14 protein-coding genes and 1 pseudogene are annotated in these 17,246 nt (G+C 60.3%); 8 read left to right on the forward strand and 7 right to left on the reverse strand.

The genetic code is table 11. From position 1 onward, the window contains the following. Nucleotides 1–2: 2 nt before the first annotated feature. From NK667_RS29240 to NK667_RS29265, 6 genes and pseudogenes are all read left to right on the forward strand, one after another. Nucleotides 3–1,220 (forward strand): annotated as a pseudogene (locus tag NK667_RS29240) (ABC transporter permease subunit); the annotation flags it as partial. A 52-nt stretch (nt 1,221–1,272) separates the two neighbouring features. Then, entirely contained in the window at nt 1,273–2,298 is a 1,026-nt protein-coding gene (locus NK667_RS29245) for a putative 2-aminoethylphosphonate ABC transporter substrate-binding protein (RefSeq protein WP_054044493.1), read from the forward strand. A gap of 117 nt (nt 2,299–2,415) precedes the next feature. Then, nucleotides 2,416–3,549, forward strand: coding sequence for a TIGR03364 family FAD-dependent oxidoreductase (locus tag NK667_RS29250; protein ID WP_054616952.1), 1,134 nt, complete (start codon nt 2,416–2,418; stop codon nt 3,547–3,549). Beyond that, nucleotides 3,549–4,103, forward strand: coding sequence for a phosphonate degradation HD-domain oxygenase (locus tag NK667_RS29255; protein WP_054616951.1), 555 nt, complete (start codon nt 3,549–3,551; stop codon nt 4,101–4,103). Before NK667_RS29250 ends, NK667_RS29255 begins: the two co-directional genes overlap by 1 nt. Before the next feature lie 96 nt (nt 4,104–4,199). Then, nucleotides 4,200–4,733, forward strand: coding sequence for a hypothetical protein (locus NK667_RS29260; protein WP_054044487.1), 534 nt, complete (start codon nt 4,200–4,202; stop codon nt 4,731–4,733). Then, nucleotides 4,724–5,164 carry a hypothetical protein gene (locus NK667_RS29265; RefSeq protein WP_054044485.1) on the forward strand — a complete coding sequence of 147 codons (441 nt, stop codon included), beginning with the start codon at nt 4,724–4,726 and terminating at the stop codon, nt 5,162–5,164. Before NK667_RS29260 ends, NK667_RS29265 begins: the two co-directional genes overlap by 10 nt. 133 nt (nt 5,165–5,297) lie before the next feature. On the opposite strand, the gene NK667_RS29270 is transcribed toward NK667_RS29265, so the two are convergent. Together NK667_RS29270 and NK667_RS29275 are read right to left on the reverse strand one after the other, a co-directional pair. After that, nucleotides 5,298–6,662, reverse strand: a complete 1,365-nt coding sequence (locus tag NK667_RS29270; RefSeq protein WP_054616950.1) for a GTPase/DUF3482 domain-containing protein — start codon at nt 6,660–6,662, stop codon at nt 5,298–5,300. Beyond that, nucleotides 6,655–8,025, reverse strand: a complete 1,371-nt coding sequence (locus tag NK667_RS29275) for a DUF2868 domain-containing protein (RefSeq protein WP_054616949.1) — start codon at nt 8,023–8,025, stop codon at nt 6,655–6,657. The genes NK667_RS29270 and NK667_RS29275 overlap by 8 nt, the downstream gene beginning before the upstream one ends. An 85-nt stretch (nt 8,026–8,110) precedes the next feature. On the opposite strand from NK667_RS29275, the gene NK667_RS29280 reads away from it, so the two are divergent. Next, nucleotides 8,111–8,623 (forward strand): dihydrofolate reductase, encoded by a 513-nt coding sequence (locus NK667_RS29280; protein ID WP_054616948.1) that lies wholly within the window; start codon nt 8,111–8,113, stop codon nt 8,621–8,623. Between the two features lie 105 nt (nt 8,624–8,728). Here the strand turns inward: NK667_RS29280 and NK667_RS29285 are convergent, their stop codons facing one another. Continuing rightward, a complete protein-coding gene (locus NK667_RS29285) occupies nt 8,729–10,120 on the reverse strand; it encodes an L-cystine transporter (RefSeq protein WP_054616947.1) in 1,392 nt (463 codons plus the stop codon). 250 nt (nt 10,121–10,370) lie between these two features. Here NK667_RS29285 and NK667_RS29290 point away from each other — a divergent pair, with 250 nt between their 5' ends. After that, nucleotides 10,371–11,426 (forward strand): HAD family hydrolase, encoded by a 1,056-nt coding sequence (locus tag NK667_RS29290; RefSeq protein WP_054616946.1) that lies wholly within the window; start codon nt 10,371–10,373, stop codon nt 11,424–11,426. A 213-nt stretch (nt 11,427–11,639) separates the two neighbouring features. Here NK667_RS29290 and ilvD read toward each other — a convergent pair whose 3' ends face one another. From ilvD to NK667_RS29315, 4 genes are all read right to left on the reverse strand, one after another. After that, complete coding sequence (ilvD, locus tag NK667_RS29300) at nt 11,640–13,481, reverse strand: dihydroxy-acid dehydratase (protein ID WP_054044474.1); 1,842 nt, start codon at nt 13,479–13,481, stop codon at nt 11,640–11,642. A 257-nt stretch (nt 13,482–13,738) separates the two neighbouring features. Then, nucleotides 13,739–14,944 (reverse strand): MFS transporter, encoded by a 1,206-nt coding sequence (locus NK667_RS29305; RefSeq protein ID WP_054616945.1) that lies wholly within the window; start codon nt 14,942–14,944, stop codon nt 13,739–13,741. Further along, nucleotides 14,937–15,902: a diiron oxygenase gene (locus NK667_RS29310; RefSeq protein WP_054616944.1), complete on the reverse strand. Its 966-nt coding sequence runs from the start codon at nt 15,900–15,902 to the stop codon at nt 14,937–14,939. Before NK667_RS29310 ends, NK667_RS29305 begins: the two co-directional genes overlap by 8 nt. Then, nucleotides 15,899–16,975, reverse strand: coding sequence for a SagB family peptide dehydrogenase (locus NK667_RS29315; RefSeq protein WP_054617227.1), 1,077 nt, complete (start codon nt 16,973–16,975; stop codon nt 15,899–15,901). Before NK667_RS29315 ends, NK667_RS29310 begins: the two co-directional genes overlap by 4 nt. Between the last annotated feature and the right edge of the window lie 271 nt (nt 16,976–17,246).

Raw genomic sequence — 17,246 nt, forward strand, 5'->3', positions numbered from 1 at the left:
GCCCACACGCCTTGATGATTCTTCTGTCGGCGCTTTCCTTGGCGGATGCGCGACTGTTCGACGCGGCGTCGAGCATGGGCGCCAGTCCGGCGAAAGCCTTTCGCAGCATCACTTGGCCGGCGACTCGTCAGGCGGTGTTCGCCGCGTTCTGTCTGGTGTTTACGTTGACCATCACCGACTTCGGTGTGCCCGTGGTGGTCGGTGGCGACTATCAAGTGCTGGCGCTGGAAGCCTACAAAGCCGTGGTCGGCCAGCAACAATTCGGTCGCGGTGCGTTGATCGGCATGGTCCTGCTGCTGCCGGCACTGTTCAGCTTCGGCGTCGATGCCTGGTTGCGTCGGCGTCACGGCGACTCCATGAGCGGCCGGGCACAAGTGTTCAAACCAGCACCGTCGAAACTGCGGGACGGCTGCTACCTGGCCATCGTGCTGCTGATCTGCGCGGTGTTGCTGCTGGTGTTCGGCATGGCGGTGTTCTCGTCGCTGGTGAAATTCTGGCCGTACAACCTGTCGTTGTCGCTCAACCATTACCAGTTCAACGACACCGCTGGCGGCGGCTGGCTGGCCTACGGCAACAGCGTGAAGATGGCGTTGTGCACGGCGTTGATCGGCAGCGTGCTGATCTTCACCGGCGCCTACCTGATGGAAAAAACCAAGGGTCAGCGCGGACTGAACCTGACGTTGCGCATGCTCAGTTTCGTGCCGATGGCGGTGCCGGGTCTGGTGCTGGGCCTGGGTTACGTCTTCTTCTTCAACCTCAACGGCAACCCGCTGCACGTGCTCTACGGGACCATGACCCTGCTGGTGGTCTGCACCATTGCTCACTATTTGACCACTGCGCAAATGACCGCCACCACCGCGCTGCGCCAGCTCGACGCCGAGTTCGAAGCCGCCGCGCTGTCGCTCAAGGCGCCGCTGTATCGGCATTACCTGCGGGTCACCGTGCCGATCTGCCTGCCGGCGCTGCTGGACATCGTGCGCTACCTGTTCGTCTCGGCCATGACCACCGTCTCGGCGGCGATCTTCCTCTACAGCCCCGACACCATCCTCGCGGCGGTGGCGGTGCTGAACATGGACGACGCCGGCAACGTCGGCGGCGCGGCGGCGATGTCGACCCTGATTCTGTTCACCTCGGCGGGCGTGTCCCTGCTGCTGGCCTGGGCCTCGCGCGGTTTGCTGCGCCGCTCACAGGCCTGGCGGCAGACCGCGCCCGGCAATTGATTCGCTGCTCCTGAAAACCGAAAGCCCCTCAACTCAAAGACAGGAAAAGATCATGTTCAAGCCCCTGGCCCTGGCCGCTGCTGTCCTCACCGCTTTCAGCCTGAACGCCTTCGCGGCGAAAACCGAGTTGACGGTGTACACCGCCCTCGAAGCCGAACAACTGAAGACCTACAAGGATGCTTTCGAAAAGGCCAACCCGGACGTCGAGATCAAGTGGGTGCGTGACTCCACCGGGATCATCACCGCCAAGCTGCTGGCCGAGAAAGAGCGTCCACAAGCCGACGCCGTCTGGGGCCTGGCCGCGTCGAGCCTGGCGATTCTTGATCAGCAGGGCATGCTGCAAAGCTACGCGCCGAAGGACCTGGGCAAGATCGGCGGCAACTACCGTGACGCCGCCAACCCGCCAGCCTGGGTTGGCATGGACGTGTGGGCCGCGACCATTTGCTTCAACACTGTCGAAGCCGAGAAACAGGGCCTGACCAAACCGGTGAGCTGGCAAGACCTGACCAAGCCTGAGTACAAAGGCAAGATCGTCATGCCCAACCCGGCCTCGTCCGGCACCGGTTTCCTCGACGTCAGCGCCTGGCTGCAAACCTTCGGCGAGAAGCAGGGCTGGGCCTACATGGACGGCTTGCACCAGAACATCGGCCAGTATGTTCACTCCGGTTCCAAGCCTTGCAAACTTGCGGCGTCTGGTGAATTCCCGATCGGCATTTCCTTTGAATACCCGGCGGTCCAGTTGAAACGCCAGGGCGCGCCGCTGGACATCATCCTGCCGAAAGAAGGCCTGGGCTGGGAGATCGAAGCGACCGCCGTGATCAAGGGCACAGCCCATGAAGACGCGGCGAAGAAACTGGCGGACTTCTCGGCGAGCCCGGCGGCGATGGAGCTTTATAAAGAGAACTTCGCGGTGCTCGCGCAACCAGGGATTGCCAAGCCGCAGACCGAATTGCCGGCGGATTATGAACAGCGTTTGATCAAGAACGACTTTGCCTGGGCTTCGAAGAATCGCGACGAGATTTTGGCTGAGTGGCGTAAGCGTTATGACGGTAAGTCCGAGAAAGTGGTCGCCAAGTAAGACCTTCATCGGCTGACGGGCCTCTTCGCGAGCAAGCCCGCTCCCACATTTGGAATGCGTTCCCCTGTGGGAGCGGGCTTGCTCGCGAAAGCGGTCTGTCATTCAGGACAATACCCAATGACACAACACAACGACATGCTCATCGTCGGCGCCGGCATCTTGGGCCTGTCCCACGCCTACGCCGCCGCCAGACGCGGCTTGAAGGTCACGGTTTTCGAACGCAGCGAAACCCCGTTAGGCGCCTCGGTGCGCAACTTCGGCCAGGCCCTCGTCACCGGCCAACCCCCGGGCCCGATGCTCGAACTGGCCAAGGCCAGCCGCGAGATCTGGGCTCAGTGGGCGCAACTCGCCGGCCTGCACCTCAAGCGCAACGGCTCATACCTGTTCGCCCGCACCGAAGCCGAAGAACACCTGCTGCAAGCCTTTTGCAACGGTCGCGCCGTGGAGCACAGCTACAACGTTGAATTGCTACGCGGCGCGGCGTTGCGGGATTTGTACGGCGGCCAGTTCAGCCATCATCGCGCCGCGTTGCATGGCATGGACGATCAGCAACTGTATTCCCGCGAAGCGATTCCGGCGTTGATCGACTACCTGCGCCGCGAACTCGGCGTCGAGTTCCACTTCTCCACCCTGGTGCGCGACATCGAGCCGGGCCGTTTGCACAGCACCGCCGGCAGCTTCAGCGCCGGGCAGATCATCGTCTGCTCCGGCCACGATTATCAGACCCTGCTGGCCGAGCCGATTGCCGAGCTCAACCCGCAGATCTGTCGCCTGCAAATGCTCCGCGCCCGGCCGCAGGTCAATTTGAATCTGCAACACGCGTTGCTCACCGGATTGAGTTGCGTGCATTACGGCGCGTTCGCCGATCTGCCGGAAGCCGCAGCGGTGCAGGCGCAAATCCTGCGCGATGCGCCGCACTTGCATGACAACGGCATTCACCTGCTGATCAGCCCGACGCCGCACGGCGAGTTGATCATCGGCGACTCGCACCATTACGGCCGCGATCCATCGCCGTTCAACGCCGAGCAAGTGGACGACTGGATGATCGAACTGGCGGAGCAGACCTTGGGTTGTCGGATTCAGGTGATCGAGCGTTGGCAGGGCATCTATGGTTCGAAGGGGCCGGGACCGTTCTCGTTCTTGCGTCCGCAACCCGGCGTGAGCGTGGCACTGATGCACACCGGCGTCGGCATGAGCGTCGGCCCGGCGATGGCCGAGCGCAACGTCGCCCTGTTGCTGGGAGAAGCATGATGGCGAGTGCGGAGCGAGTGGTCGACGAGGTGTTCGCGCTGTACGAACGTTTTGGCGACTGCGATTACATCGGCGAACCGGTGTCGCAGATCGAGCACATGTCCCAGGCCGCCGAACTGGCCATGGCCGAAGGCTACGACGATGAAGTGGTGCTGGCGGCGTTCTTTCACGACATCGGGCATATCTGCGCCGAGAGCACCGAGAACATGGGCGGCTTCGGCGTGGTCAGCCATGAACGCCTCGGCGCGGATTACCTGCGCCGCGCCGGCTTCAGCGAACGCATGGCACGTCTGGTGGAATACCACGTGCAGGCCAAGCGTTATCTGACGCTGAAAGAGCCGGGGTACTACGAGCGACTCAGCGAAGCCAGCCGCCGAACCCTGGAATATCAGGGTGGGGTGATGACGGCGGCGGAGGCCGAAGCGTTCGAGCGGGATCCGTTGTGTGTGGTCAGCTTGCGCATGCGGCAATGGGATGAGCAGGCCAAGGAACTGTGGGTGCCGGTGATTGATCTTGAGGTGCTGAAGGCGAAGGCGGTTGCCCTACTGGTTTAGACGAATTTCCCTACGGCTTGCGGCGAAGTCACGCCATGGATGCAGCGGGCTGGAGTCGCTAGTGTTTGAGCTTCTCTTATATGGCTAGGAACGCTCATGCGCTATTTGAAAGTCACGGTTCAGGACCGAATCGGCAACGGCCGGGCGGACTCGGTTTTACTGCAGTTCTATGAAACGGCCTGTACACCGGGCGACGACATTTTGCTCAACAAAGCCTTTGCTCTGGATTTCGATGCCGATGGCAACGTCGATTACAAAATGGGTGATGTCACCAACAACGGCGTGGAAAACAACACTGATCAGCGCCTGCTGAAGACCTTCGCCAATGCGTGTCTGAAACTCAACTGGTTCAACCCCGGTGCCTCCACCAAGCGTTATCTGAAAATGTTCACCGAGGACTCCGCCGGGGATGGCAGCCCGGATACCGTGCGCCTGCACTTTCACGAAGGCACCGGGAAACCGACTGACAAAACCCTGGCCTACACCGCTGCGGCCTACGATACGGACAACAACGGCACGCTGGACTGGATGCTTCACTTTGATACCGATAACGATGGCGATACCGACGCAACGGATCAGGAACTGGTGGCATTGCTCAGTGGCACCTACCTGAAATTCAAATGGAGGTAAGCCTGTTCACGCGTTATTTGAAGGTGATCGCGCAGGACTCCACCGGACAAGGACACGCCGATACCGTGCTTTACCGGTTTATCGAGAATGAGCATTTACAGCGTGAGGCGACGGCTACTGAGCTGCGGCGGCTCAAGGTGTTTGGCAAAACCTATCTGAAATGTGCCTGGTTCAATGCCGGGGAAGGTGAGGAACGTTATCTGCGGATCTTCTCGCAGAATCTTTCTGGCGACGGCACACCTGAAATCGTCCACCTGCATTTTCGTGAGGGGCCGGTGATTGTCTATAAGGCCGCGGCTCAGGATCTGGATAACGATGGTGGGCTGGAGCTGATACTGGCGTCGGATGTAGACAATGACGGGCGTTCGGATCGTACGGATCGGAGTCGGGTGACGGCGTTGGTGAAGCAGTTTTTGAAGGTGGGTTGGTAGCGTCCATTCAGTGAATCCGAGTTGCGGCCTTCGCGAGCAAGTCGAATCGTCGCACCGCCGCTCCCACATTTGAAATGCATTCCCCTGTGGGAGCGGGCTTGCTCGCGAAGACGCCGGTCCCGGCACAGCCAATCTAAAGCTGCTGCGCCAACCCCTCAACCTGCTCCTGCCGTTCCGCCTGACTCAACTTCGCCTGTGGATTAAGCGACGACCACTGCGGGTGCGCCCGCGCCTTGTTCAGTGCCTCGGGCAGTTTGCCTTCGCGCCAGGTCTTGTCCTGGGGCGTGGCCACCTGGATGCTGTCCATCGCTGCGTGCCCGCGCTGGTTCAGGGCTTGCACCAACTGCCGCTGACGTAAAGCCAACAACCGCAACACGCTGTCATCGACGGTCAGTTCACGCTGACCCTTGATCTTGCCCAGCAAGCGACTGCCGTAACTGCGGGCGGTTTGCAGCGCGCCGCCGGCAATGGCTCCGGCGAGCGCCGCTACGCCGAGGGTCAGGCCGCCGACCAGCAGGTCCACGCCAGCACCCGCCGCTGCTCCCGCCGCAATACCGCCGCCCACTCGAACCCCGAGTTGCTTGAGGGTTTCGGGGTTGAACAGATCATCGCCCCAGCGCCCATCAAGCAGCGGCAAATCGCTGGCCGCAGCATCTTGGGGGCGGAAGGCATAGAGCTTGAGCAAGGCTTCGACGCAACGCTGTTCCCGTTGGCGCACGGCTTTGCGCAGTTCGCTGATTGCTTGCTGTTCCTGTTCGGCCTCGCTGATCACGCTGCGGCGGCACGCGGCACAATCGATCAATAATTCCGCAATCAGCCGCGCCGCACTTTGCTGGCGAGCCAGTCGCTGGGCCTGTTGATCGTTGATCAGGCGCTCCAGTTGCGGCCGGGCATTTTCCAGCAGCAATGCGAGGCTTTCATACAGCCGGCGTTCGCCATCTTCCGGCGGGGCCACGCTGTCGAAACGCACCAGCGCATGCAACCCGAGACGCGCCAACGCTTCACGCCAATCCGGCTCGCGATGATTGGCGCTGCTGACGAAATTCAGCACCGGCAGCAACGGTTTGCCGCAACTGGCCAACACTTCCAGTTCATCGCGGTACTTGGCCAGCACCGGTTCCCTTGCGTCGATCACATACAGGCCAGCGTCCGAGGCCAGCAGTTGGCGCAGCACCTTGGCTTCTTGTTCGAAGCGTTGTCGGGCTTCGCTGCCCTCAAGGAATCGCGTCAGCCGTGCCGGGCCGTCGAGGCGTTCGCCCGGTCGTTCCAGGCGTTCGAGGTAATCGAGCAGGGCGATGGCGTCTTCCAGGCCCGGCGTGTCGTAGAGATCGAGTAGCGGCTCGCCGTCCACCGACAGCCGTGCACCTTCGACGTGTCTTGTGGTGCTGGGCCGATGGGACACCTCACCGAAACCGACGTCCCGGGTCAGGGTACGCAGCAACGATGTCTTGCCGACGTTGGTGTGGCCGACGACCGCGAGCTTCAAAGGCTTAATCATGACCGGTCTCCAGCCAGTTCATCGGCGCGCAATCGGCGAAGGGCAGTTCCAGTTGTTGCAGCGCCACGTGCCAATCGCCGAGACGCGCAGCATCCAGCGCTTCGCCGGGCGGCGCTTGCAGCAGCCAGATCCGGGTGGCCGTGGCATTGCGCGCCAGTTCGGCGATCAACGCCAGGCTGCCGCGATCCGGCGAGCGGCGCGGATCGCAAGCTATGGCGAGGCGTGCCGGGGGAAAGCGGCTGAGTTGTTCGAGGAGCTTGTGACGGGACTCGCGGCTGTCGAGGATGCCGGCGTCGCTCACGGATTTTGGCAGTGGCGGCGGCCATGGACGTTGATTGTCCAGTTCGATGGCCACCAGCAGCGCACCTTCGCTGTGCAGGTCACTGACGCTGCTTTCGACGCGGTGAAGCTGATCCGGGGCGGCATCGCTGATGCCCAGGCGTTCGCTGGTGGGCATCAAGCGTTCGCGCAATTGCGCGTAACCGGGCAGGTTCAGGTCCAGGCGCAATCCAGCCTGACCGGTTTTCCAGCGCCACAGGCAAAACAGCGCCAGCAGCAGGCGCGGCAGTACGCCGTAAACCACCAGCACACCGACCAGCCATGTTGCCCAGGCCTGGCGCGCGCTTTCGATATTGAGCGCGGTGTCGCCGCTGGCGCGGATCATCTCTATGGTCGGCACGTTGAAACCGAGCAGTGCTGGCAGAGCGCCGAGGGCTTGGGTCATCGCGACAAAGGTGTCAGCGCTTAGCAAGGTTGTTTCCCAGACGAAGCCGTAACGCCGGGTCGCCATCAGCGTCAGCAGAATCGCCAGCGCGCTGAGCATCGCCAGCAACCACAGGCTATTGACCAGCACACCAACCGCCCAGCGATTGAGTTTGTGCCGTTGCAGCAACAGCAACAGGGCCGGGGCCAGTTGCGCGGCTTTGGCGTCACGGGCGAGTTTTTCGCTGAGCCACAGCCACAGTCGCCCGAGGGTGGCGCCGTGTTCACCGGCGAACATCAAGCCCAAGGCCCAACTCAATAGCAGAATCAGGTTAAGCCCGAGCAGACTGCCCAAGGCCCAGAACACATTCACCGAAACCTGTCCGTCACCCAGCGCGGCAAATGCCAGTCCGGCGCCGCTGACCACGGCTAGTATCGCGAGCAGCAACAGCGCCAGTCGTGCACCTTGCAGCCAGTGTTTGAGGGCGTTGGTCATTCCGTCGCGTTCGGCCAGCCACAAGGCCCGGCGTTGTATGCGGCTCGACAGGTCACCGCCAGCGGTGCGGGCCAGTCGGTTGGCTTCCAGATCGTCCAGAGGGCCGGCGTGTTCTTCGCGCAGGCGAATGGTTTCCGTCAGCCAGAGGTTATTCAGTTCAGTCACGCGGCATCCCGTCGCTCAAATGAACGGTGAGCATAACCGCTGTGGCGCTTATCGGGGAAAGGGAGGCTCTGGTATCCTCGCCGGCATGACTAAATCACTCCCCCTCAGCCTGATCGCAGCCCTCGGTGAAAACCGTGTGATCGGCGTCGACAACAGCATGCCCTGGCACTTGCCGGGGGACTTCAAATACTTCAAGGCCACCACCCTGGGCAAGCCGATCATCATGGGTCGCAAGACATGGGATTCCCTCGGCCGTCCGCTGCCGGGACGCTTGAACATCGTGGTCAGCCGTCAGGCGGATCTGGTGCTGGAAGGCGCGGAGGTTTATCCGTCGCTGGAGGCTGCAGTCGTTCGCGCCGAAGCCTGGGCGAAAGAGCAGGGCGTCGATGAGTTGATGCTGATTGGTGGGGCGCAGTTGTATGGCCAAGGGTTGGCTCAGGCCGATCGGCTGTATTTGACGCGGGTGGCGCTTAGCCCGGAGGGGGATGCGTGGTTTCCGGAGTTTGATTTGAACGAGTGGAAGCTGGTTTCCAATACCCCGAATCCAGCCGTCGATGACAAGCCTGCGTACAACTTTGAGGTATGGGAAAAAGCTTAAAAGCTTCGCGGGCAAGCCTCGCTCCTACAGGGTTGGCGCAATTTGGCGCATAACCCGTAGGAGCGAGGCTTGCCCGCGAAGGGGCCCGCTCAGTCGCTAAAAATCTTAAGCCTGAGCCAACTCCGCATGCTCATCCGCATCCAGCAGCTCTTTATCCGTCTGCTGCATGATCTGGCTGGTAATCGCCCCCGCCGTAATCGACCCGCTGACGTTCAACGCCGTGCGGCCCATATCAATCAGCGGCTCGACCGAAATCAGCAACGCCACCAGTGACACCGGCAAGCCCATGGCCGGCAGCACGATCAACGCGGCAAACGTCGCGCCGCCACCCACCCCCGCCACACCGGCCGAACTCAGGGTCACAATCGCCACCAGCGTCGCGATCCACAGCGGATCCAGCGGGTTGATGCCCACGGTCGGCGCAACCATCACCGCCAACATCGCCGGGTACAGGCCGGCACAACCGTTCTGGCCAATGGTCGCGCCGAACGAAGCGGCGAAACTGGCGATGGACTGTGGAATGCCCAAACGGCTGGTCTGGGCTTCGATGCTCAGCGGAATGGTCGCGGCGCTGGAGCGGCTGGTGAAGGCAAACGTCAGCACTGGCCAGATTTTGCGGAAGAACCGCAGCGGGTTGATCCCGGCCGCCGACACCAACACACCGTGGATCACAAACATCAGGCCCAGGCCGATGTACGACACCACGACGAAACTGCCGAGTTTGATGATGTCTTGCAGATTGGAGCCGGCGACCACTTTGGTCATCAGCGCCAATACGCCGTAAGGGGTCAGCTTCATTACCAGACGCACCAGACGCATCACCCAGGCTTGCAGGGTGTCGATGGCGTTGATCACTTTCTGACCTTTCTCGACGTCATCTTTCAGCAATTGCAACGCGGCGACCCCGAGGAACGCGGCGAAGATCACCACACTGATAATCGAGGTCGGCTTGGCGCGCGCCAGGTCGGCGAACGGGTTTTGCGGGATGAACGACAGCAGCAACTGCGGCACATTCAGGTCCGCGACTTTGCCCGCATAGTCGGTCTGGATGGTTTGCAGGCGCGCCATTTCCTGGGTGCCGGCGACCAGGCCTTCGGCAGTCAGGCCGAACAGGTTGGTCAGGCCGATACCGATCAGCGCCGCGATGGCGGTGGTGAACAGCAGCGTGCCGATGGTCAGGAAGCTGATTTTGCCCAGGGACGACGCGTTGTGCAGACGGGCCACGGCGCTGAGGATCGAAGCGAACACCAGCGGGATCACGATCATTTGCAGCAGCTGCACGTAGCCATTGCCGACCAGATCGAACCAGCCGATCGAAGCTTTCAGCACCGGGTTGCCGGCACCGTAAATCGTGTGCAACGCCACGCCGAAGACCACGCCCAATACCAGCGCGAGCAGGACTTTCTTGGCTAAGCTCCAAGAGGTGTGACGGGTTTGCGCCAGGCCAAAGAGCAGGGCGAGGAACACCAGCAGATTGAGAATCAGCGGCAGATTCATAAAGACTCCATAGACTTGTGCCAGCCACCTTCTTGTGTGACTGCGAACCGGCAAGCCTAACAGCTTGATATCTAATGAATTAATACCAAAAACAGAGGTGAACTGTCGTTTTTGGAATAAGCCGGTGTCGCTGGCAGGGATGCAGCTGGCGCGATGTGGATGCAAGCGGTCGCGGGCAGACGGGAACTGTCACAGTTTTTTGTTAGCGTCGATGTCTTTGAATCAGGTCTATTTATAAGGAAGCATGCAGATGAAGTTCGCACCGAAAATGCTGGCTGCTGCACTCTGCCTCGGCCTCGCCGGCCAGGTATTCGCCACGGATTTGAAGCATTGGCCAGCCGATCAGGCCAAGGCGCTGGACGCGATGATCGCGGCCAATGCCAACAAGGGTAACTTTGCGGTGTTCGACATGGACAACACCAGTTACCGCTACGACCTCGAAGAGTCGTTGCTGCCGTTCATGGAAAACAAGGGCCTGATCACCCGCGAGAAGCTCGACCCTTCTCTGAAACTGATTCCGTTCAAAGACACCGCCGACCACAAGGAAAGCCTGTTCAGCTACTACTACCGTCTCTGCGAAATCGACGACATGGTGTGCTATCCATGGGTCGCCCAAGTGTTCTCCGGCTTCACGCTTAAAGAACTCAAGGGCTACGTCGACGAGCTGATGGCTTCCGGCAAACCAGTGCCGAGCACCTATTACGACGGCGATGTGGTCAAGACCATCGACGTGCAGCCGCCGAAAGTTTTCACCGGCCAGGCCGAGCTGTACAACAAACTGATGGAGAACGGCATCGAGGTCTACGTGATGACCGCCGCCTCCGAAGAACTGGTGCGCATGGTCGCGGCCGATCCGAAGTATGGCTACAACGTCAAACCGCAGAACGTGATCGGCGTGACCACGCTGCTCAAGGACCGCAAGACTGGCGAACTGACCACCGCGCGCAAGCAAATCACCGCCGGCAAGTATGACGAGAAAGCCAACCTCGACCTCGAATTGACCCCGTACCTGTGGACGCCAGCGACCTGGATGGCCGGCAAGCAAGCGGCGATCCTGACCTACATCGATGAATGGAAAAAACCGGTGCTGGTGGGCGGCGACACCCCGAGCAGCGACGGCTACATGCTGTTCCACAGCGTCGACGTGGCCAAGGGCGGCATCCACTTGTGGGTCAACCGCAAAGACAAATACATGACCCAGATTAACGGCATGATGGCCAAGCACGCAGCGGCCCAGGCCAAAGAAGGGTTACCGGTGACGGCGGACAAAAACTGGGTGATCGTGAAGCCTGAAGAGATTCAATAAGGGCAACACAGGAACTGTGTAAGGCCACACTCTTGTGATCAACACAAATCCCCTGTGGGAGCGGGCTTGCTCGCGAAGGCGGTGTGTCAGGCAGCATTGATCTCGACTGACAATCCCTCTTCGCGAGCAAGCCCGCTCCCACATTTGACTGAGTTGGACGCAAAAAAAATGCCCCGCACTTGGCGGGGCATTTTTTATGACGACGACTAAGGCTTACAGCCCATCAAGCATCGCTTTGTTACGCACGGCACCCTTGTCGGCACTGGTGGCCAGCAGGGCGTAGGCTTTCAGCGCGGTGGTCACTTTGCGAGGGCGCTTCTCGACTGGCTTCCAGCCTTTCTGATCCTGCTCGACCCGGCGTGCCGCCAGTTCTTCATCGCTGATCAACAGATTGATCGAACGGTTCGGAATGTCGATCAGTACCTTGTCGCCATCCTGCACCAGACCAATCGCGCCGCCAGCAGCGGCTTCTGGCGAAGCGTGACCGATGGACAGACCCGAGGTGCCACCGGAGAAACGACCGTCGGTGAGCAGGGCGCAGGCTTTGCCCAGGCCTTTGGATTTCAGGTAGGACGTCGGGTACAGCATTTCTTGCATGCCCGGGCCGCCTTTCGGGCCTTCGTAACGGATGATCACGATGTCGCCGGCCTTCACTTCGTCAGCGAGGATGCCGCGTACGGCGCTGTCCTGGCTTTCGAAGATCTTCGCGTTGCCTTCGAACACGTGGATCGACTCGTCCACGCCAGCAGTTTTCACTACGCAACCGTCGAGGGCGATGTTGCCGTAGAGAACGGCCAGGCCGCCTTCTTGCGAGTAAGCGTGTTCGACACTGCGGATGCAGCCGTTTTCACGGTCGTCGTCCAGGGTTTCCCAACGGGTCGACTGGCTGAACGCAGTTTGCGTCGGGATGCCCGCAGGACCGGCCTTGAAGAAGTGATGCACGGCTTCGTCGGTGGTCTGGGTGATGTCCCACTTGGCGATGCCTTCGGCCATGCTCTTGCTGTGCACGGTCGGCAGCTCGGTGTGCAGCAGGCCGCCACGGGCCAGCGATCCGAGGATGCTGAAGATGCCGCCGGCACGGTGCACGTCTTCCATGTGGTACTTCTGGATGTTCGGCGCGACTTTGCACAGTTGCGGTACGTGGCGCGAGAGGCGGTCGATGTCCTTCAGGTCGAAGTCGATCTCGGCTTCCTGGGCGGCGGCCAGCAAGTGCAGGATGGTGTTGGTGGAACCGCCCATGGCGATGTCCAGGGTCATGGCGTTTTCGAACGCCTTGAAGTTGGCGATGTTGCGCGGCAATACCGACTCATCGTTGTCGCCGTAGTAACGCTTGCACAGATCGACGATAGTGCGGCCGGCCTGCAGGAACAGCTGTTCGCGGTCGCTGTGGGTTGCCAGGGTCGAACCGTTGCCCGGCAAGGCCAGGCCCAGGGCTTCAACCAGGCAGTTCATCGAGTTGGCGGTGAACATGCCGGAGCACGAGCCGCACGTCGGGCAAGCGCTGCGCTCGTACTCAGCGACTTTCTCGTCAGAAGCGCTGGAGTCGGCGGCGATCACCATGGCATCGACCAGGTCGAGGCCGTGGCTGGCGAGTTTGGTCTTGCCGGCTTCCATCGGGCCGCCGGAAACGAAGATCACCGGGATGTTCAGGCGCAGAGCGGCCATCAGCATGCCAGGGGTGATCTTGTCGCAGTTGGAGATGCAGACGATGGCGTCGGCGCAGTGGGCGTTGACCATGTATTCGACGGAGTCGGCGATGATCTCGCGGCTCGGCAGCGAATACAGCATGCCGTCGTGGCCCATGGCGATGCCGTCATCCACGGCGATGGTGTTGAATTCTTTCGCTACACCGCCGGCGCGTTCGATCTCGCGGGCGACCAGTTGGCCCAGGTCCTTGAGGTGGACGTGGCCCGGTACGAACTGGGTGAACGAGTTGGCAATGGCGATGATCGGCTTCTTGAAGTCGTCATCTTTCATCCCCGTGGCGCGCCACAGTGCGCGGGCACCGGCCATGTTGCGGCCGTGGGTGGATGTTTTCGAGCGGTAATCAGGCATGGAGCACTCCGGGCGGCTAATCAGGTATCAAAGGGGAGTGAGCTTCTATTGACGTCTGGAACACTCAGAAATGGCCGTGTGTCCGGAAGTTGCCGATGACTTTGCGGGATCGCCGCTTGCCTCAGCCTGAGCTCATAAACCCGCCGGGGGATGAATGGCGATGAATCCCGCGATTCTACACCGCTGGCGTCAGGAGGGAATGCCGGAAAGTGTTGATCCAGCGCTGACGCAGCATGTGGGATGACGACCGGCAGCGTTCACCCGACCGACAGCACCCGGTGACGCCGGGTAATCAGCGCATTCAGGCCGATACCGAAGGCGCTTAACAGGAGAAAACTGAGGGCCAGGGTCGTCTGCAAGTCGGTGCTGCTCAGGTTGATCAAAGCGCTGATCAGCCCGCCGAAGATGAACACCAGCGTGTTGCCCGCTGCCGCCGACGTGCCTGCCTTGTCCGGAAACACCTCCATGGCTTTGGAGGTCGCGACAGGGCGGGCAATGGTGGTGCCAGCCGTGCAGATGATCATCGGGACCAACACGGTCAGGGTCGAAAGCCCCAGCCATGTTGAAAGCATGAGCATCATCAGGCCCGCAAAGAAGATCAGGCCCAGGCCCACGATGATTTGTGTGTTGGGGGCGATCCTGCCGCCGATAAGCCGGGCGATGATGCCGCCGATGATGTACGCCAAGCCGTAGAGTAGCAGCGTCAGCGAGAACGCATAGGGCGAGAGCTGCAACTGGTCCATGAAGATCAACGGCGAAATGACAATGAAAGAGAAATGGCAGGCGAAGGCAATCGAGGCAATCAGCCAATAGCCCAGAAAACCGGCATCGCGGTAGACCACGCGGTATGACTGGACGATGCCCTGGCGTATGACGTTGGTCGGGCGCTGGTTTTCCAGAAAGAAGCACGCTTTCAGGAACACGGCGCCAGCCAGCGCGATAAAGGCCACAAAGCTGCCGGGCCAGTCCAAGGCTTGTTGCAGCAAGGTCCCGGCCAGGGGCGAAATGGAAATGAAGATCCCACTGGCCGTGACCATGAGAATCCTCAGGCGGTCCCGCTCCTTGCCTTCGAACAGGTCTTGAACCAAGGCTTGAGTGAGCACAAAACAACCGCAGCCAATGGCCTGGACCAGCCGGAACACCAGGAACCAGGGATACTCGGTGGATAACAGGCAACCCGTCGCGCCGATGATCGACACCGCCATGCCCGCCAGCAGCAGCCCTTTACGTCCGATGCGGTCCGACAGCGGCCCGATCAACAGTTGGGACACGGAGATACCGACGGCGAACAGGCTGATGGAAAACGCGATGTCCGCGGGGGTGGTCCGAAAATGTTCCGCCAGTGCCGGAAAAGAAGGCAGCAGGACATCCAGCGGAAAGACCCCAAGCAACACCATGGTCATCAGCAGGATGACGGCGGCACGGCGTTTTTTGAGGCTGACAGCCGGTTTTCCTTCATCCATCGACAAGTCCTGCCTGCATGAAAAGTTGCTGATTGCTGCGCAGGTCGAAGAACCCGGCATTGCGTAAGGCCTGGAGCGTAGCACCCGCCCCTGAGCGAGTCCGCTGGACTACGGCTGGCGAACCTGCCAGCCCGCCAAGAATCTCAGCAACACAGGTGCTATTCAGCCCCGCGCTGTTCAGGCTTTCCTTGAGCCAGCGCTCATCGACTTCAAAGAACACCAGAATGATCTCCACCAGCCATTTGGCGGCGAACGTGCGTTGACTGCTGGTCAGGGTCAGCCATAGATAATGGAATACCTCTGAGAAATAGCGACTGTGACGCGCCTCGTCAGTGAGGTGGTCCCTGAGCATTTCCTGGACGCTGGACACCAGAGTGTCGCGACAAACCTCGAGCAGTTCCCGGGCGATGATCGTCTCCGAGACGAAGCCGACCAGAAACCAGGCCAGCGTCTTGTACCGGTCCGGGGTTTGCTCGAGCAGGGCGTTCAACCGGGTTATCCGGTGTGGCATCACCGGACGCTGGGTGATGCCGTAATGACTGGCAATCTGCTCGGCGAGGCTGTTGGAAAACAGCGCGTGAAAACCCTCGTCGGTGTAGAGCTGCAAAGCGGCGGTTTTCATTCGCTGCGGAATGCTGATCCCCAGTTCACCGTGGGCGATGGTTTCCACCGAGCGGTTGACGATGCGGTGCTCCAGCAGCGTGGTGTAGTCGAGGAAATACACCAGGTGATTGGCCGATAAACGATGGATGACCGGTTGACCTGCTGCCTTGATACTCGGGTGGCTCAGATAGGGCAGAAAGGCTGGGGGGAACCAGTGTCGCGTTTCCAATTGCTGTTCCAGGTCTGAAGGCAACAGGTAGGAGTGTTCGCTGGCCCGGACCGAGGCTCGGGTATTCCAGTCGCTCAGGGTGAAACGCTGGGCCCAGAAATCCGGGAGAGAGGAGGCGCTGGTCATTGTGGCGGGCCCTCGTTCAGCAGCGCTTTCAATTCCTTGCACATCGCTTGCCCGTCGCTCAGGCCGCAGCCGACAAAAAACAGCGGTTGTTCCGCGCTGTCCTCAAGCCCTAGTAGGGTTTCAACCTGATCGTCCGTGAGCGCTCCCGTCAGCCAGGTGCCCAGGCCCAGTGCGGTGGCTACCAGTTGGAAGGTCTGGGAAATATGACCCGCCTCGACGTAGGCCATCCGGTAAGCCCGGGAGTGTTGGTATTTCCACCACAACTTGTCGAACCGTGCGGTGATGAACAGGCCGACGGGCAGGTTGTTGATGAAATGTTGCCCACACAGCAACTGGCCCAAGGGCGAGGTTGGCAGCGTGCTGACGAAGCTCAACGCATGATCAGCCGGATGGTAGGCATAGAGCCCAGGCTCCAGGCCGCTGACGTTTTGTACATGCAGGAAACCTTCACAGGCATTCAAACCTCCGCCCGAAGGGCTGCTGCGGCGTGCGGTCAAACCTTCGGCGACCGTCTCGTCGATATCGTCCTCGCGCTCCTTCAGGTAGCCGAGAGACAGATAGAGCAACGTACTGATATCGCCGAGGGACACTGCTGCGCCGGTGAAAGAGCGGCAGGTCTTACGCTTCACCAGCGCATCGGCCAAGCTGTCGGCCGGTAACCCTGCGGGCGCGGGCAGGCTGATCAGCTCGCTGGTCGGCCGGTGCACGAAATTGGTGTCAGGTGCACTGGAGGTCAATACGTCGTTGCAATGGTCCAGATAATGTCTCGACCATTCATAAATATTCTGTGGGGTATATTCGCAAGGTATGTTCTTGGTGCCGATGTGAAATATCTTTGATAGTTCATCCCAGCCCCATACGTTAGTGTTTTGTATTGAAGTTGTCAGTATTCCAGTGTTCAGGAATTGAGTGTCTATTATATTGAGAGTATCGAACGATTCAGGATTGTCGATCAGTTGTGCAAGTCGGGTTGAATACTCAAGATTCAGTTCGAATTGTTTGTGGCTTCGGTAATCCCAGACGATTTGGCCGGGCGTGCGAGGCAGTATGAATAGATGCGGGTTTATATGCATGGCGGGGCGGTTCACTCTGGACTGGGCCATAGAAAACGCTGGGTAAGCCGGCACTCCCCAGCGTCTCAATTACTTAGCGGGCTTTGGGTGCGACCAGAAAAGCCAGGTTAGCGATTTTGTTGGTTTCCAGAGTAATTGCTTTCATGTGTTGAACTCCTTGTAAGTGATAGTGAGTGCCACTCCTTGGTGACAACTCAATCATAGTTTGTAATGAGTTCTTATCAAGGGGGAATTCAGTAGGAATGTTCCAGTAATTTTGTGGGAGCGATCT

This window comes from Pseudomonas nunensis, assembly GCF_024296925.1.
GTDB classification, from domain to species: Bacteria; Pseudomonadota; Gammaproteobacteria; order Pseudomonadales; family Pseudomonadaceae; genus Aquipseudomonas; species Aquipseudomonas nunensis.

Bases quoted from the DNA above. Each gene is read 5' to 3' on its own strand.
- NK667_RS29245 (WP_054044493.1), top strand. From the start codon at position 1,273: ATGTTCAAGCCCCTGGCCCTGGCCGCTGCTGTCCTCACCGCTTTCAGC.
- NK667_RS29250 (WP_054616952.1), top strand. From the start codon at position 2,416: ATGACACAACACAACGACATGCTCATCGTCGGCGCCGGCATCTTGGGC.
- NK667_RS29255 (WP_054616951.1), top strand. From the start codon at position 3,549: ATGGCGAGTGCGGAGCGAGTGGTCGACGAGGTGTTCGCGCTGTACGAA.
- NK667_RS29260 (WP_054044487.1), top strand. From the start codon at position 4,200: ATGCGCTATTTGAAAGTCACGGTTCAGGACCGAATCGGCAACGGCCGG.
- NK667_RS29265 (WP_054044485.1), top strand. From the start codon at position 4,724: ATGGAGGTAAGCCTGTTCACGCGTTATTTGAAGGTGATCGCGCAGGAC.
- NK667_RS29270 (WP_054616950.1), bottom strand. From the start codon at position 6,662: ATGATTAAGCCTTTGAAGCTCGCGGTCGTCGGCCACACCAACGTCGGC.
- NK667_RS29280 (WP_054616948.1), top strand. From the start codon at position 8,111: ATGACTAAATCACTCCCCCTCAGCCTGATCGCAGCCCTCGGTGAAAAC.
- NK667_RS29285 (WP_054616947.1), bottom strand. From the start codon at position 10,120: ATGAATCTGCCGCTGATTCTCAATCTGCTGGTGTTCCTCGCCCTGCTC.
- NK667_RS29290 (WP_054616946.1), top strand. From the start codon at position 10,371: ATGAAGTTCGCACCGAAAATGCTGGCTGCTGCACTCTGCCTCGGCCTC.
- ilvD (WP_054044474.1), bottom strand. From the start codon at position 13,481: ATGCCTGATTACCGCTCGAAAACATCCACCCACGGCCGCAACATGGCC.
- NK667_RS29305 (WP_054616945.1), bottom strand. From the start codon at position 14,944: ATGGATGAAGGAAAACCGGCTGTCAGCCTCAAAAAACGCCGTGCCGCC.
- NK667_RS29310 (WP_054616944.1), bottom strand. From the start codon at position 15,902: ATGACCAGCGCCTCCTCTCTCCCGGATTTCTGGGCCCAGCGTTTCACC.
- NK667_RS29315 (WP_054617227.1), bottom strand. From the start codon at position 16,975: ATGCATATAAACCCGCATCTATTCATACTGCCTCGCACGCCCGGCCAA.